The organism is Rugamonas brunnea (assembly GCF_014042345.1).
In the GTDB taxonomy this organism is placed as follows: Bacteria; Pseudomonadota; Gammaproteobacteria; order Burkholderiales; family Burkholderiaceae_D; genus Rugamonas; species Rugamonas brunnea.
The window spans coordinates 414,602-431,345 of record NZ_JACEZT010000002.1 but is presented as its reverse complement, the minus strand read 5'-3'; the positions used below and the strand labels follow the sequence as shown (position 1 = coordinate 431,345).

Here is a 16,744-nt window from a genome sequence, read left to right as displayed (position 1 = left end):
CTGGCGCGGTCGCGACCGGCGCGGTATCGGCGGCGGCGGCAACGGCAGCAACCGGCGCCGGCGCAGCGGTAGGGGCAGCGGCGGCGGCCGGGGCAGCAGCGGGCGCTGCCTCTGGCGCACCGGCTGCAGGCTTGGCTGCCTTGGCGGCCGGCTTGGCGCGCGGTTTCTTGACTGGCGCTTCAGCCGGCGCGGCCGCTGGCGCATCGGCCGGCGCGGCCGGTGCAGCTTCGGCTACCGCCTTGGGCTTGCGTTTGGGCTTGGCCGCGACCGGCTCGCCGGCGGCGGCAGCGGCCGCTGCGTCGGCTTCGATCTGGGCTTTGGTGCGGCGTTTAGGCTTGGCGACCACTTCGGCGGCGACTGCGCCGCTGACTGACTCTGGAGAATTAGGATTGTTCATTATTCATTTCTTGGTTGTGCTCAGCGTCAACCGTTAAATCTGGCGCAGGGCCGTGGGTAATGGCCGGGGCCGCCGAATCATCGGCCACCCCCGCGTCGTGGCCGGCATCCGGGCTGGCCGTGACATCCACAGCCACTTCCGCCTCACCATCCGTACCAACTGCTTGTTGCGCGGCATTATGTGCCGCAAAATTTTCCTGCAGGGCCGCTTCCAGCGCTTCCATATCGGGACCGCCGCCCTGCATTTCGCTGATTTGCTGCAGCGGCGGCAGCTGGGACAGCGAATTCAAGCCCAAATCATCCAAAAACTGCCTGGTGGTGCCCAGCAAGGCCGGGCGGCCCACCACATCGCGGTAGCCGATCACATCGACCCAGCCGCGGTCTTCCAGCATCTTGATCGTCTGCGAGTTGACGGCCACACCGCGGATTTCCTCGATGTCGCCGCGCGTCACCGGCTGACGGTAGGCGATGATGGCCAGCGTTTCCAGTGTCGCGCGCGAGTATTTGGGCGGCTTTTCCGGATTCAGGCGGTCCAGGTACAACTTCATTTCTGGCCGGCTCTGGAAGCGCCAGCCGCTCGACAGGCTGACCACTTCGATACCCTTGCCGGCCCAGTCCAGCCGCAATTCTTCCAGCAAGACCTTGATCGTGTCGGCGCCCACGCCCGGTCCACGTGGCCGGCCCTGGTCATCCACTTCGACGTACAGCTTTTTCAGACTGTGAATGGACAAAGGCTCATGCGCGCACAGCAGCGCGGTTTCGAGGACTTTTTTCGCCTCACCAGTATTCATAGCGATCTTATGGTTGCATTCACATGCAAGAAAGAAATCAATAACAATCAGTGAGGCGTATGGCAGGCATACGGGATGCCGCCTGGCTGGAGTACTCGCTGAAGCTGGTTTTTCCGACGCTCGTGCCGATGCGCGCTGAGCGGGAGGGAGAGACAGACCACTTACGGGGCCGCCGCGATGACGTGGCAGCTACCGATGATTTCAAGTGAAACGCAGTCCTGGCGCGCCGTTTTCGGGCGAAAAGCGGTGCGCACTACCTGGAACGATCCATGCCGTTTCATCCAACACAGCGAATTGTACCTGATAAAAGACTGAAAAGCGCATTTCGCAACCGCGAAATGTAACAGGGCTTACGCTTGAGCAAGTCTTTCGGACAAGATTGCGGAGACGCCAACGAAGGCCGGGTATTCCGCCGTGATGACAAAGGTGGGCACCTTGGCCAGGTAAGCGGCGAAGCGGCCCTTCTGTTCGAAGCGGGCGCGGAAGCCGGAGCGGTCGAAGCGCGCTCCCAGGCGGGGCACGATGCCGCCGCCGATGTAGATGCCGCCCTGGGCGCCGAGCGTGATGGCCACGTTGCTGGCGACGGTGCCCAGCATGCAGCAGAACGCTTCGATGACCTGGTCGCACAGGGGCGACTCGCCGGACAGGCCGCGGCGCGTGATTTCCGGCGCACCGATGTCTTCGGCCAGCACGCCCGTGTGGTCGGCCAGCGCGCGGTAGATCAGTTCGATCCCCACACCCGACATCAGCCGTTCGGCCGACACGTGCTCGAATTCGCGCCAGGCGAAGCGCAGGATGGCCACTTCCGTTTCATTGAACGGCGAGAAGCTGACGTGGCCGCCCTCGCTGAGCAGCGCCGTCCAGCTGTCGCCGGACGGGATCAGGCCGGACACACCGAGGCCCGTGCCGGCGCCGATCAGCCCCAGCGGCGCGCCGGCCTGCGCCTCGCCGCCGCCGACCTGGTGTTTCTGCAGGTCGGACAACAGCGGCAGCGAACGGGCCAGCGCCGTGAAATCGTTGACCACCACCAGCGTCTCGAAGCCGCACGCGACGCGCAGCGCTTCGATCGAGAATTCCCAGTGATGGTTGGTCATGCGCACCAGGTCGCCCGTGACAGGGTTGGCGATGGCGATGGCGCCCTGCCGCACCGGCCCCACGTTGGCCTGCACCACGGCCGGCAAGGCCAGGTAAGCCTGCAAAGCGGCGGCCAGGGTCGGGTAATCGGCGCACGGTAGCACGTTGATCAGCTCAATCTTGCCCGGTGCCAGTTCCAGAGCGAAACGGGCATTGGTTCCCCCCACATCCGCCAGCAGGCGTGCGCCGCCAGGAAAAGCGATGGAGGAAGACTGTGGTGCGTGCAAGGACTGGGCTGTCATGATGAACTAAAAGAAGTTGAGCCCTAAGCTTAATGGATTTCTAAGCCGATCCGCAAGCATTGTTTGTAGTTTTAGTACACGCTCAGCGAAATTTCCTACAAAAAATTACATTACGAAATAATGGCGTCGTAGTATGACTACCGTTTTCGTGCATAGGAGCAACTGAAAACTGCTCTAAACATCCTCGGCACGTCCGTTTGCGGCCAGTCAAATCTGGATTTGGACGGCGCGGCTACGCTGGAAAACAAATGAAAATCCAACTAAAACTGCTTGTTCTAGCGGCAGCATTCGCGCCAACGTTGAACGAGGCCGCCGTAAACGGACCGCCCGAGTTTGCCCGGTATTATGTGGCGCAGCACTATGCCGGCCCCATGGCAAGGCCGTTGCTGGCAACGCGGCAGGACAAGGAATTTCAAACTCAGCTACGGCGCGGCGCCCAAGGGGAACCGAACTTCGCCGGGCATTATCGGATGGTCACGTTCGGATGCGGTGCATCGTGCGTGATGGGCGCCATCATCAACGCGCAAAATGGAAAGGTGCTTTGGCTGCCATTCACCGTGTGCTGCGGCAGCGATGCCAGCGCGCGCCCCGTGGACTTTCGCCCCGACAGCGCCCTGATCGTCATTAACGGCATGCGTAACGAGAAAGGCGACGGAACGCACTACTACGTGCTCAAACAGGATCGCCTGACGCTTATTGACTCACGCCCTCGGTAACTTCCTCAGGGGCCGCCGCTGGCGCCGGCGCGAACGCGGCGTTCCAGGCATCCAGACCGCCATGCAGCGGGCGGGCGCGGTGGAAGCCGTGGGCCAGCAATTCCTTGGCCACCTGGGCCGCCGTAACATCATTGGGGCAGCTGCAATAGACGATGATGTGGCTGTCCTTGTCCAGCGCCGCCAGATCGGGCAGCCCTGCGCCGCCCTTGAACAGCAGCGCGCCCGGCACGGCCGGTTCCAGCGATTGGGCGGTCGCGCTACGGGCGTCCACCAGCACCGGCTCGTGCCCCTCGTCCAGCAGGCTTTTCAGCTCGTCGATGGTGATGCGGTCCATCTGCGTTGCTTGATGGAAGCGCTTGCGCTCCACGTATTTGAACATGACGAACAGGCCCAGCAGCACCCCCAGCACGAGCAAGGCCGTCGTGCCCATGGTGCTGAGGATGCCCAGGACTTGCGCCACGCTGGCGTGGAAATAAGCGCCGATGGCGATGCCGGTGCCGCTCCACAGCAAGCCGCCGGCCATGCTAAAGCCCAGGAACGTGGCCTTGGCCGTGCCCATGGCGCCGGCCAGCGGCGAGGCGATGGTATTGAAGCCGGGGATGAATTTGGACACCATCAGCGCCTTCGGCCCCCAGCGCTTGAAGTTGTCCTCGGTCTGGCTCACGCAATAATCGGGCGACAGCGAGATGCGGCACAGCAGCTTGAGGATGCGCTTGCCGAAATAGCGGCCGGCATGGAACCAGAACTGGTCGCTGATCACGCAGGCGATCAGGCTCACGGCCAGCACGCCCGGCCATGCCAGGTCGCCATCCTTGGCCAACGCGCCGGCCACGATCAACACCGGATAGGCGGGTATGGGCAATCCGATCTGCTCGACCAGCACGACGGCGAACACGATGAGGACGCCGTATTGTTGCAGCAATGGGATGAGATTGGCCATCCCGCTATCTTAGCGCAATTCGGAAAACCACCGGGGTCAGGTCATGCAATCATGCATCTTGCGTGGTTGCATGACCTGACCCCGGTATGGCCGCCAGCAGACTGCGCGTGTAGGGATGCGTGGGATTGCGGTACAGCTCATCCGAATTGGCCAGCTCCACCACCCTGCCCTGCTGCATCACCATCACCTGGTCGGCCATGTATTTCACTACCGACAAGTCGTGCGAAATGAACAAGTAGGATAGTCCGTACTCATCCTGCAAGTCCTGCAGCAGGTTGAGCACCTGCGCCTGCACCGACACATCGAGCGCCGACACCGATTCGTCGCACACGAGGATCTCCGGCTTCATCGTCAGGCAGCGCGCGATGGCGATGCGCTGCCGCTGGCCACCGGAAAACTCGTGCGGGTAGCGGTGCATGGCCTGCACCGGCAAACCCACCCGCTCCAGCAACTGGCAGGCGATGGCGGTCCGCGCGCGGTCGTCCGCGCCGATGGCGTGGATGCGCATCGGCTCCAGCAGGATTTGCCCCACCGTGTAGCGCGGATTGAGCGAGGCGTAGGGATTCTGGAAGATGATCTGCATGCGCCGCTTGTAAGGTAGGAACTCGCGCGCACTCATGGCCAGCAGGTCGCGGCCTTCGAAGATGGCGCTGCCGGCCGTGGCCTGATGCAGGCGCAACAAGGTCAGCCCCACCGTGGTCTTGCCGGAACCCGATTCGCCCACCACGCCCAGCGTCTTGCCACGCGCCAGGGTGAACGAGACGTCGCGCACGGCATGGAACGCGCGGTGGCCGAACCAGCCTTCGCGCACGTCGAAGCTCTTGCCCAGGTTGTTCACGGTCAGTACCGTGTCATCGCCGGGCACCACGCCGCGCACGCGTTCGCGCGCGGGCGCGGGCTGGCCTGCGCCCGTCCTGCCCTCCAGATAGTCGGCGATCACCGGCAGCCGCCACGGCCGCGTCGCCAGCGGCGGCCGGCAATGCAGCAAGGCACGCGTGTAGGCATCCTGCGGCTGGTCGAACACCTGCCGCAGCGGGCCAGCCTCGCGCACTTCGCCATGGCGCATGACGATCACGTGGTCGGCGATTTCACCGACCAGCGCCAGGTCGTGCGTGATGAACAGCATCGACATCTTGTGCTTGCGGCGCAGGCTGGCCAGCAAGGCCATGATCTGCTTCTGGATCGTCACGTCCAGCGCCGTGGTCGGCTCATCGGCGATCAGGAGCTTGGGCTCGCACGCGATGGCCATGGCGATCATCACGCGCTGCTGCTGGCCGCCCGACAACTGGCCGGGATAGGCGTCGATCTTGTGCGCCGGGTCCGGGATGCCCACTTCGTCCAGCAGCGCCAGCGCGCGGGCGCGGGCTTGCCGTCGGTTCATGCCCATGTGCCGGCGCAGCACTTCGCCGATCTGGAAGCCGACCGTGAACACGGGATTGAGCGAGGACATGGGCTCCTGGAAGATCATCGCCACGTCCTTGCCGCACAAGGCGCGCCGTGCGCGCGCATCAAGCGCCAGCAGCTCGCGCCCGTCAAAACGGATGCCGGATGCCGGCGCGATGGCGGCACTGTCCGGCGGCAGCAAGCCCATCACGGCCAGCGCGCTGACGGATTTGCCGCTGCCCGATTCGCCCACCAGCGCCACGGTCGCATCGCGCGGCACGTCGAACGAGACGCCTTTGACGGCTTCCACGCTGCGTTGCCGGTCCACGCGGAAACGCACGCGCAGGTCGCGCACTTGCAGCAACGGTTCGCCACTCATGCGAAGCTCCTTACCTTGGGGTCGAGCGCGTCGCGCAGCGCGTCCGTCAGCAGCGAGAACGCCGTCACCAGCAAGGCCATGGCGGAGGCGGCGGCCGTCAGCTGCCACCATTTGCCCAGGATCAGCTCGTTCTGCGCCTCGTTCAGCATGCTGCCCCACGACACCACACCGACCGGCACGCCAAAGCCAAGGAAGCTCAGGATCACCTCGGCCTTGATAAAGCCCACCACCAGGATGGACAACTGCACCAGCGCCACGTGGCTCACGTTGGGGAAGATGTGGCCGAACATCTTGCGGCCATGCGAGGCGCCGATGGCGTCGGCCGCCAGCACGTATTCGCGCCCCTTGTGCTTGATGTACTCGGCCCGGATCAGGCGGTACGGGCCGGTCCAGCCGGTCAGTCCCAGGATCAGCACGATGGTCAGCACGCCCTTCTGCTGCAGCACGGCGGCCACGGCCAGGATCATCAGGATGGACGGGATGGAGGTGAAGATGCTGTAGAACCAGTTGAACAGATCATCGACCAGCCCGCCAAAGTAACCGGACACGGCACCAAACAGCGTGCCCAGCGTCACCGCCAGCAAGGCCGCCACCAGCCCCACGACGATCGAGGTTTCACCGCCCTTGATGGTTTTCTTGATCACGTCGTGACCCCACTTGTCGGCGCCAAATGGCAGGCTGGGCAGGCGCGCACCGTGGCCGTGGGCCTTGGCTGGCAAGGTGGTGCGCAACTGCGCCAGATCGGCAGCGAGCGGATCGGTCAGGCCATACATATCGGGCGCATCGGCAGCCGGCTCCTTCAGTTGGGCGCGCAGTTCGGCCAGGTCGGCGGCCAGCGGATCGAAGGGATTGTCGGGCGGCGCAGCAGCAGCCCGTGCGCCCGGGGCGTCTGCCGACGCTGTCAAACCGGTCGCATCCGGCACCGGCGGCGCGGCGGTGGACTGGGGCTGGCCGGTACGATCGAGCATGAAGGTGGGCGGCGCGTAGTTGACGGCCACCTCGTCCTCCCAGTCCGCCACGATCAGGCCGCTGGCCGACAGCAACAGCGTCAGCAGGAACGCCGCCACCACGGCCAGCGCCGCCATGGCCAGACGATCGGCGCGCAAGCGGCGCCAGGCCAGCGCCCACAGGCCGGGGGATGCCAGCGCGTCACGCATCGCGCCGCCTCATGCCAGTTGCACCCGGGGATCGACGGCCTGATACAACAGGTCGGTCAGCAGGTTGACCACCATGGTGGCAGCCGCCACGTAGATCGTGATGGCTTTGATGACGGGAAAATCACTGCGTTCGACCGCCAGGATCACCTCGCGCCCGATGCCGGGAATGCCGAAGAAGCGCTCCAGCAGGAACGCGCCGATCAGCAAGGCCGGCAGGTTGGACATCACGTAGGTAATGATGGGAATGGCGGCGTTGCGCAGCACGTGCACCCACATCACGCGCCGCTCGGACAGCCCTTTGGCGCGGGCCGTGCGCACGTAATCCTGCCCCACCTCGTCCAGCACGAAGCTGCGGAACAGGCGCAAGGTGGGCGCCACCGAGACGGCCAGCCCGATCAGAATCGGCAGCGGCGCATAACGCAGCAGGTTGATCCAGAAGCCGTCGCCCCAGCCCTGCACCGGAAACAACCCCAGCCGGTAAGCCAAGCCATACTGGAACACAATGATATAGACCAGGATGCTGACCGACATGCCCACCGTGCACGCCACCATCACGGCGCGGTCCGTCAGCGAACCGCGCACGAACGCGATGGCCAGCGCCAGCGCGATGCCGAGCGCCGTTTCCAGCACCGTCAGTGGCACCAGCACCGTCAGCGACGGGCCGAGCCGGGTGGTCACGATGCTGGACACGGCCTCGCCCGTGGCCCAGCTCTGGCCGAAGTCAAACGTCACGATCTGCTTGATAAAGATCCACAACTGCACGTAATAAGGTTCATCCACGCCCAACTGGTGGCGGATATTGGCGATGCTCTGGGCATTGGCCATCTTGCCAGCCAGGATATAGGCCGGGTCGCCGCCCACCCAGTTGAACAGGATGAACACCAGCAGCACCACACCGAGCATGGTGGGCAGCATTTGCCACAGGCGACGGACGATATAAGCAAACATGAACTTTTTCTTCTTTTATTAGCTGCGCTTATCTGGCCGGCCCGGCCGAGCGGTCCAGGTCGATATAGGGCCATTCCTGGTGCAGGATGGGATGCTTTTTATACCCGAGTACCGCCGGCTGCGCCAGCATATTGCGATACCGCGCGTAGCCCATCAACGCCACGCCGTTCACTTCGAGGCTGCGCGCCATCTTGTGGTACAGCGCGTCGCGCTCCGGCCCCGCCGGCAAGGCATGGCTGGCCGTGTACCAGGCATCGTACTGCGCATCGCGGTAGCAGGCGGCGTTGTTCTGATGCACATTGGCGCCGTAGAACAATTGCATGAAGTTGTCGCCATCGGGGAAATCGGCGATCCACTGGAAATTGCGGGTTTGCAGCTTGCACAGGGTTTCCGCCTGCATGATGTCGGCGAGGATCATGCGCTCGTTGTCCATGTGGATGGCCAGCGCATTATAGGTCTTGCGCCACAGCTCGGCCTGCAGCACGCCACTGGCTTCGTTGCGCGAGGTGTAGCGCACGCGCAGCGGTTTGCCATCGGGCAGCGTGCGCCAGCCGTCGGCGCCCTTCTTGTAGCCGTAGCGGTCGAGCAGCTTGTTGGCCAGCACGGGATCGTATTGCAGCAGGCTGCGGTAACGGGGGTCATGGCCCACCACGCCCGGCGGGATCGGATAGTGCACGGGCGTGGCCTGGCCGTTCCACACCAGCTGGATTTCCTCGTCCACGTTGTGGGCCATGGCGATCGCGCGCCGCAGGGCGATCTTCTCCTTGCTCAGGCCGCCCAGCACCGGGTCCTGCATGTTCCAGTAGTAATAGGTGATCTCGGGGTCGATCAGGCGCGACAACTGTATGCCCCTGGCCGCCAGCTCCGGCCGCAACTTGCCGTCGAGCAGGGCCTTGGGCGCCAGCGGGCCGTCCAGCCAGAACAGGTCGGCCGCGCCGCTGGTGAACGACAGCCAGCGCGACTGGTCCTCCAGCTGCACGGTGATCTCGATGCGGCCGATCTGCGGGATCTTCTTGCCCCGCATCTGGCGCACGATGCGCTGGTCGTCGGGATCGTCGCCGGCCTGGAAATTCCACACCATGGGCCGGTGGCCGGGATTTTCTTCCAGCACGATGCGGCTACCGCGCACCCATTGCCCCAACTGGTAGACGCCCGTGCCCACCGGATGATCGGCCACCTCGCCCTTGCCGTCGCCGTAGCGCGCCACCACTTCGCGCGCCACGGCCGCCAACGGCACATAGGCCAGGATCATGCCCAGGTTGAAATCGGTCTGCGTCAGGTGGATGCGCAGCGTGTAACGGTCAAGCTGTTCCAGCCCCGCCACCGGACGGTCATAGTCGAACCTGCCGCTGCGCGCGGCGTCGGCCGCCAGCTGGTCCAGACCGACGATCTTGCCTTCGAGCAGCCAGGTGTGGGGCGACGCCAGGCGGGGATCGAACAGCCGCTTCCACGCGTACACATAGTCGGCCACGGTCAGTTCGCGCCGCTTGCCGCCGAACGCGGGGTCGGGCGTGAAAAAGATGCCAGGCTGGAGGCGGATGGTGTAAGTCTTACCATCCGCCGAGATCTCCGGCAGCGCGGCCGCCGTCTGCGGCGCCAGCTTGACGGGGCGCGCCAGGTAATCGTAGGTGTAAAGCGTCTCGAAGATGGCTTCGTTGACGTGGCCCGTGTACAGGTCGCGCGCGATGGCCGGATCGAAACTGGTTTCAGCCGCCGGCAGGATGTAGTGCAGGGTCTTGGCCGCGTCCGCGCCGTGCGCCGGGATTGCCGCTGGCAAGCCGAGCAGGCAGGCCAGCATGGACAGATTCCTGATGCGTGTTGCCGTCATCCGGTGGCTCGCGATGGGTGGTTTCTAATGAGCAAACAACCATAACGATAACCGAATTCCCCCATCCCGACATCGAAGTTTTTGCATCAATTTGGTGCATTTTTCGCACCGTCAAGGTGCATCGATACCGCGTCGCACAATAACTGAGGCCAATATGCTGCAATGCCACGCAACTTGCGCAGTGGCTTTCCTGCCGTTTCCCCAAATTTTCCGTAAAGTCGGATGCTGCGTCGCAGCAAATCTGTTTTCCCGCATTTGCAGAGTGCAAACAAAACGTTGTATTTACACATCAATAATGACGATTTTGTTTGACAAGCAAGATCACGTAGTGTCTGATGCGCCCCTTCTAAAAATACATTTAGTGATTTTTGGAAAGAATTGGCGACTGATGCTTTCCGCTCCGCTACCCACGAGGTGGCAGGGTGGGCGTTTTGCCGCCGTCTAGATATCTTTCTATGGAGTTTTTGGTAATGATGATGGAAACGGTAATTTCCCGTTCCGTGCGCCTGATGTTCTCGGGCGGCGTGGCGGCAGTAAGCCTGGGCCTGGCCCAGCCGGCATTCGCACAAGACGCCAACATCCAGCGCGTCGAAATCACGGGCTCGAGCATCAAGCGTGCTTCGGCCGAAACCGCCTCCCCGGTCCAGATGATCGGCCGCGAGGAACTGATGAAGTCCGGCAAGGCGACGGTCGCCGAATTCCTGCAAACCCTGACCGTGGACGGCGCCGGTTCGCTGCCCACCGGCTTCGGCAGCGGCTTCGCCGCCGGCTCGACCGCCATTTCCCTGCGCGGCCTGGGCGCCACCTCGACCCTGGTGCTGCTGAACGGCCGCCGCATGGCGCCCTACGCCCGTGCCGATGACGGCCAGAAGAGCTTCACCGACCTGTCCACCATCCCGATGCAGATCGTGGAACGCATCGAAGTGCTGAAGGACGGCGCCTCCTCGACCTATGGCGCCGACGCCATCGCCGGCGTGGTCAACATCATCCTGCGCAAGGACTTCGAAGGCGTGCAACTGAAGGCCGACACCGGCGCTTCGCGCTACAGCGACAACAAGCAGAACAACATCGCCCTGACCGTGGGCAAGGGCAACCTGGACGACGACAAGTACAACCTGGTGTTCAACGCCGAGTACAAGAAATCGGACCTGCTGGCCGCCGCCGACCGCGCCGACCGCGGCTGGATCGGCCATGGCGACATCCGTCCCTGGGGCTACACCCAGAACACCCAGTACATGGGCGGTTACATCACCCCCGGCAACGCCTCCTACACCCCGACCGGCGCGCTGCGCGATCCCAAGACGGGCAACTTCGTGTCGCTGGACGGCTGCAGCCAGTTCTCGCAAACCGTCAAACAAGACCCGGCCGGTGGTTGCCTGTGGTCGCAGGACCAGTTCCGTTCGCTGCAACCGAACGTCGAAACGGTCAACCTGTACACCCGCGGCACGCTGCAACTGAACGCCGACCACCAGATCTACACGGAACTGGGCTACTCGCAGCGTAACAGCTCGTTCATGCTGGCACCCGTCTCGGCCACGCCTAACGTGACCTTCCCCGGCACGGCGGCCAATCCGACCGGCATCATCCTGTACAGCAACGACGTGCAGATGGCCGCATCGCACCCGCAGAACATCTTCGGCGTGAACACCCGCATGCGCTACGCCATGTTCGACGTGGGTCCAAGCAACCACATCGCCAACAACCAGTTCAACCGTTTCGTCATCGGCGCCAAGGGCACGGCCTTCGGCTGGGATTACGACACCGGCCTGACCCACTCGGAATCGAAGCTGCACATCGAGTGGACCAACCAGCTGAACATGAAGGTGGTGAAAGCCGCCCTGGGCGACCCGACCAGCCAGTACTTCCCGTACTACATTGGCTCGCAGGCGTACAAGAACCCGGCCTCGCTGTACGCGGCCATGGTGACCAACGCCACTTCCGATTCGAGCACCAAGCTCGACATCGTCGACTTCAAGGCCTCGCGTGAACTGTTCGCGCTGCCAGGCGGCAACCTGGGCCTGGCCGTGGGCGCCGAGCACCGCCGCGAGCAACTGGACAACCCATCGCTGAGCGGCACCGCCGATGGCTCGACCAACTCGAGCTACGTGGCCGCCAAGGGCGAGACCAAGGTCTCGGCCATGTACGCCGAAGTGCTGGCGCCGATCGTGAAGACGGTGGAACTGTCGGCCGCCCTGCGCTACGACCACTACAGCCAGTTCAACTCGACCACGCCGAAACTGGGCCTAAAATGGACCCCGGTCAAGACCTTCGCGCTGCGCGGCACCTACACGGAAGGCTTCCGCGCCCCCGGCGTGGCCGAAGCGAGCGCCGACAGCCAGTCGACCGGCTCGTCGTCGGTGGTCGATCCAGTCCGCTGCCCGGGCGGCAAGCCAGCCGCCGGCGGCGCCACCACGCTGGACTGCAACATCCAGATCGGCGCCGTCAAGGTTGGCAACCCCAACCTGGCGCCGGAGAAGTCCAAGGGCTACACGCTGGGCATGGTCTGGGACCCGCTGAACGACACCAACATGTCGCTGGACGCGTGGAAGATCCGCCGCACCAACGAGATCAACCCGCTGTCGTACGTGGAAGCGGCATCGCTGCCGTCGGCCGTGCGCCTGGATAACAACCTGGTGGTGAACGGCGTCGTGATCCCGAACTCGGGCACGCTGCTGATCTCCAAGGCCCCTTACCAGAATTCCAGCTACACGGAAGTCAAGGGTATCGACCTGGACGTCAAACAGCGCCTGCGCCTGGGCAACTACGGCAAGGCCACCATCAACCTGGTGTGGTCGCACGTGGCTTCCTGGGTACGCGCCGACAAGAACCAGACCTTCCAGTTCGCCGGCACCCATGGCAACTGCGATACGTCGGACTGCGCCGGCACGCCGAAGGACAAGATCAACCTGATCACCTCGTGGGACAAGGGTGACTGGAACGTCAGCGGCACCATCAACTACCGTTCGGACATGAAGAACATCCGCTATGAAGGCGCCAACTGCGCCACGTTGATGGCCGATGGCAGCAAATCGCCGAACGGCGCCTGCCGCCTGGCCTCGTTCACCACGCTGGACCTGTCGACCCGCTACAACTACAGCAAGCAACTGCAACTGTACGCGTCGATCAACAACGTGCTGGACAAGATCGCCCCGCTCGACCCGCTGACCTACGGCGGCATGAGCTTCAACCCGATGGACGCTTCCGGCGCCACCGGCCGCTACTTCAAAGTGGGCGCGCAGTACAAGTTCAACTAAGCTGAACTGACGTGACCGGCCCGGCCGGTCCGGAACGGAGGGCGGTGAGCGATCACCGCCCTTTTTTCATGCCCGGCAAACATGCGCCACGGGGCCCGGCCCATTCAACAGGCGTAAAAAAACCCCGGGCAAGCCCGGGGTTTTTGTGGGTACTAAGCCTTACGGCATTAGAACTTGACGTTGCCGGTCAGGTAGAACGAACGGCCGATCGGATCAGCGTAACGACCATCGTAGCCCAGCTGGTTACCACCACCTGCGTTCTGCAGGGTCAGTGGTGGGTTGCGATCGAAGATGTTCTTCACGCCGCCGGTCAGGCTGAACTTACCGAAGTCGTACTTACCCTGCCAGTCGAAGGTGGTGTACGAAGGCGTCCACAGGCCATCGAATGCCACGGACGAACCTTTCGTACCATCTGGATTCGCAGCGTAGATCGAGGTACCGACCGGGTATGCCTGGTCGTGGTAGCCCGACTTGTAGTGCGCGGTCACGGTGTTGGTCATCTTGCCGTTGGTCAGGCTCAGCGACAGGTTGGTCTGCACGCGGAACACGACAGCATTGTCAGGACCGAAGGTACCCAGATCGGAGTTCACCGTGCCACCAGCTTCGGTGGTGTAGTTCTGCTTGATCATGTAGGTACCGTTCCAGGCCGCGCGCAGGTCGCCGATCGACGACTTGGCACGGTAGGTGAAGTCCCAATCCACACCGCGGTAGTTAGCCACACCGCCGTTGATCGGTGCCAGCAGGTAAGCAATGGTGGTGTAACCAGCTGGGTCCGGGTACGGGTTGGTGAACAGGTACTTGTACTGCTGCGGGTTGGCGAAGCCAACTTGCTCAGGCGTACCAGCGGACAGCACCTGGTTGCGGATCTGCACGTTCCACAGGTCCAGACCCAGCGACAGGCCCTTCGCCGGTTCGATACGGCCGCCGAAGGTCCACTGCTTGGACTTCTCAGGCTGCAGGCCGGCCGAACCGCTGGCGCCGTTAGGACCGCTCAGCAGGTCGTACTGGGCATTGCCCACCAGGCAACCGGTCGAACCAGGGAATGGGCAAGCATAACTGCCCGAGGTGCTGCCACCGAAGGTGTTGGCACCGGCGATGTCGTTGATGTTAGGCGCCTTGAAACCGGTGCCGTACGCTGCGCGCACCAGCACGGTGTCGACCGGCGTCCAACGGGCGCTGATCTTGTAGGTGCCGGCTTTGCTGGTGTTACCCAGATCGCCGCTGGCCAGTTGCTGCTGGATGCCGTTGGCATCAGGCACGGTCGCGAAGATGTAGTTGCTGTGGGTCTTGCCATAGCTGTCGTAACGGCCGGAAATGGTCGTTTCCAGGGTCTTGGTGACAGGCAGCAGGATCTCGGTGTACGCACCCCAGTTGTTACGGCTGGCGTCGAACGGCACCTGGCCATAGTTACCGCCGACTGGGTAGTCGTCGGACGCTGGCTGGGTCGAGAAGCCGGACTGCGACAGGATCAGCGGGCTGTACGCGGTCTGGTAGTGGGTCTTCGAGTAGTCGCCACCCAGGGAGATGATCGACGTACCGCCGCCCAGCTCCATCAGGTCATGCTGAGCGCCAGCATGGATGGTGTTCAGCTTGGAGTCGGTGGTCGAGAAGTTGACGCCGTTCAGCAGCGCGTTCTTCAGCAGGCCAGCACCGGTGCCCATCACAGGGTCGTAGGCGCCGGTGGCGACCAGGTTCGACAGCTGGGTGAAGTCGGTGTAACCGCCAGCCGCGTTGTCCTTGATCTTGCTGCTCGACAGGATCAGGCTGGCCGTGTAGTTCCAGCCCGCCGCTGCACCGTCGATACCGGCCGCGAAGTGGCGTGCGTCGGTCACGAACTCGTCAGTACGACCGCCGACCAGCACGGAACGGTAGCCCAGGGTTGCTTTCTGGGTTGGGTTTTCCAGGCCGTTCGCGTCCAGGTAAGGCTGCACATACTTGGCGTACAGGCCAGGGAAGCGGGTGGTCGAGTTCACGCCCATCGGCTGCGCCGATGGTGCGAACTGGGCGGTCATGGCGAAGCTCGACAGAACCAGTTCACCCCACAGCTTGGTGTCTTCGTTCAGTTGCAGCGTGCCTTTCAGCAGGCCACTGTCGCGGCGGTTGCCGGGGATGTTCTCCACGGTGGCGGCGTAGTTGAAGCGGCACTGGGAACCGGCGGCGCCAGCCAGCGCGCTGCCGCAGTTGCCGTTGGCGGCCAGGTACGGATTGATGGCCACGCCGTGGGTATCCACGGTCGAGCCGATTGGACGCACGTTGAAGGTCAGGTTGGCCGGCTCGGTGTTGCCGGTGCGCTGGTCAAAGAAGTAGTCCTTGCCGCCGCTGCTGAACTTGAAGAAAGCGCCCTTGGCCGAGAAGTCACGCTGCAGCGCGGTCAGACGCTGCTGTTCGTCGTGGCTGTACGAGAACAGGACGTTGAACTTGTCGGTGTCCAGGTCGCCCCAGCCCTTGGTGATGCCCATGCTCGACGAGCGGCCACCCGATTTTTTCGGCTGGTTGTAGGTGGCGAAGGCTTCGCCCTTGGTGTTGTTCTTCTTCAGGATGAAGTTGACGACGCCGGCAATGGCGTCCGAACCGTACAGGGCGGAAGCGCCGTCGGTCAGGATCTCGACGCGCTCAACCGCTTCCAGCGGGATCGATTCGATGTTGACGGCATAGCCGCCGCCCTGGCCCGAGCCCACGGCCGTTGGCGCCATGCGCTGGCCATCCAGCAGCACCAGCGTGTATTTCGATGGCAGCGAGTGCAGTGCCGCGGTGGTGGCGCCGCCGCCGCCGCCGTTGACGGAGCTCGACGATGGCACGAAGCCTTGCATCGATGGCAGCATCTGGATCAGATCGGACGCCGAGGTAGCGCCGCTCTTCTTGATCTCGTCCTGGTTCAGCACTTGAACCGGCAAAGCGCCTTCCTTGGCGATCCGTTTGATCGACGAACCGGTAATTTCCACCCGTTGGATGGTCGTGTCAGTGGTTGCTTGCTGCGCCAGCACAGGCTGGGCCAGCAAACCGAAACCTACAGCTACACCGCCCGAGAACATCAGGCGCAGCGAGCGCGACAGTACAGTTTCTTTAATCATTGCTATCCTTGAATTTGAATTTATTAAGCGGCGCACCGGCTGGTAGGTTGATGCGTCGACTAAACACTGCTCGTTTTTGAAGCATGAATTGCGCGGATCTGAGCATTTTGTGATGCCACAAACCTGCATGGTTCAAGCAAGGCCGGGGGCCGGTTTCTCCCCGATTTATTTACCAGTTCACCATTTCAGGCAAATTTAAGTAGGCTTTTGGACCAAAACAGCCACTTAACTGATCATGGATGAGAACATGGCAGCACAAACAGTGTCAACGCGCCCCATGTCATCAAGATGTAATAAAACAACAAACATGCAAGTATTCCTCGCCCTCAGCCCGATTCTTGGTGCACCATTAGATACTGGGGAGCTATGCCCCACCTCCACACACCGAAAAACTGTCGCTTTTCAGTCTTAGCATGAAATAAACGTTGTCCGGGATATCAGGACAATGCTGCGACCATGCCACTCGATTTCTCCCCGCCGCCCCACCCGCCCATGGCGCATTCCC

Annotated in this window: 10 protein-coding genes and 1 pseudogene; 2 read left to right on the top strand and 9 right to left on the bottom strand. The window is 63.1% G+C overall.

Annotated elements, in window-relative coordinates; all coding sequences use genetic code 11:
- The 3 genes and pseudogenes from H3H37_RS05710 to H3H37_RS05700 form a co-directional block, all read right to left on the bottom strand.
- Positions 1-397: pseudogene (locus H3H37_RS05710) on the bottom strand (23S rRNA pseudouridylate synthase B); the annotation flags it as partial.
- Entirely contained in the window at positions 384-1,187 is an 804-nt protein-coding gene (gene scpB, locus H3H37_RS05705) for an SMC-Scp complex subunit ScpB (RefSeq protein ID WP_182160661.1), read from the bottom strand. The pseudogene H3H37_RS05710 and the gene scpB, both read right to left, overlap by 14 nt.
- 350 nt (positions 1,188-1,537) lie before the next feature.
- On the bottom strand, positions 1,538-2,563 hold the full coding sequence (locus tag H3H37_RS05700; RefSeq protein WP_182160660.1) for a glucokinase: 1,026 nt from the start codon (positions 2,561-2,563) through the stop codon (positions 1,538-1,540).
- A 248-nt stretch (positions 2,564-2,811) separates the two neighbouring features.
- On the opposite strand from H3H37_RS05700, the gene H3H37_RS05695 reads away from it, so the two are divergent.
- The gene (locus H3H37_RS05695; protein ID WP_182160659.1) at positions 2,812-3,279 is read left to right on the top strand and encodes a hypothetical protein; all 468 of its coding nucleotides are present in this window, start codon (positions 2,812-2,814) and stop codon (positions 3,277-3,279) included.
- Here the strand turns inward: H3H37_RS05695 and H3H37_RS05690 are convergent.
- The 5 genes from H3H37_RS05690 to H3H37_RS05670 are packed head-to-tail and all read right to left on the bottom strand — an operon-like array spanning position 3,257 to position 9,884.
- A complete protein-coding gene (locus H3H37_RS05690; RefSeq protein WP_182160658.1) occupies positions 3,257-4,219 on the bottom strand; it encodes a VTT domain-containing protein in 963 nt (320 codons plus the stop codon). The genes H3H37_RS05695 and H3H37_RS05690 overlap by 23 nt on opposite strands.
- Before the next feature lie 49 nt (positions 4,220-4,268).
- On the bottom strand, positions 4,269-5,981 hold the full coding sequence (locus H3H37_RS05685) for an ABC transporter ATP-binding protein (protein ID WP_182160657.1): 1,713 nt from the start codon (positions 5,979-5,981) through the stop codon (positions 4,269-4,271).
- The gene (locus tag H3H37_RS05680) at positions 5,978-7,138 is read right to left on the bottom strand and encodes an ABC transporter permease (protein ID WP_182160656.1); all 1,161 of its coding nucleotides are present in this window, start codon (positions 7,136-7,138) and stop codon (positions 5,978-5,980) included. The genes H3H37_RS05685 and H3H37_RS05680 overlap by 4 nt, the downstream gene beginning before the upstream one ends.
- 9 nt (positions 7,139-7,147) lie before the next feature.
- Positions 7,148-8,086: an ABC transporter permease gene (locus tag H3H37_RS05675; RefSeq protein WP_182160655.1), complete on the bottom strand. Its 939-nt coding sequence runs from the start codon at positions 8,084-8,086 to the stop codon at positions 7,148-7,150.
- A gap of 28 nt (positions 8,087-8,114) precedes the next feature.
- Positions 8,115-9,884 carry an ABC transporter substrate-binding protein gene (locus tag H3H37_RS05670; protein ID WP_229218672.1) on the bottom strand — a complete coding sequence of 590 codons (1,770 nt, stop codon included), beginning with the start codon at positions 9,882-9,884 and terminating at the stop codon, positions 8,115-8,117.
- A 500-nt stretch (positions 9,885-10,384) separates the two neighbouring features.
- Here H3H37_RS05670 and H3H37_RS05665 point away from each other — a divergent pair, with 500 nt between their 5' ends.
- Positions 10,385-13,168, top strand: a complete 2,784-nt coding sequence (locus H3H37_RS05665; protein WP_229218671.1) for a TonB-dependent receptor — start codon at positions 10,385-10,387, stop codon at positions 13,166-13,168.
- 167 nt (positions 13,169-13,335) lie between these two features.
- Here H3H37_RS05665 and H3H37_RS05660 read toward each other — a convergent pair whose 3' ends face one another.
- Positions 13,336-16,239, bottom strand: coding sequence for a TonB-dependent receptor domain-containing protein (locus H3H37_RS05660; protein ID WP_229218670.1), 2,904 nt, complete (start codon positions 16,237-16,239; stop codon positions 13,336-13,338).
- Positions 16,240-16,744 lie beyond the last annotated feature (505 nt).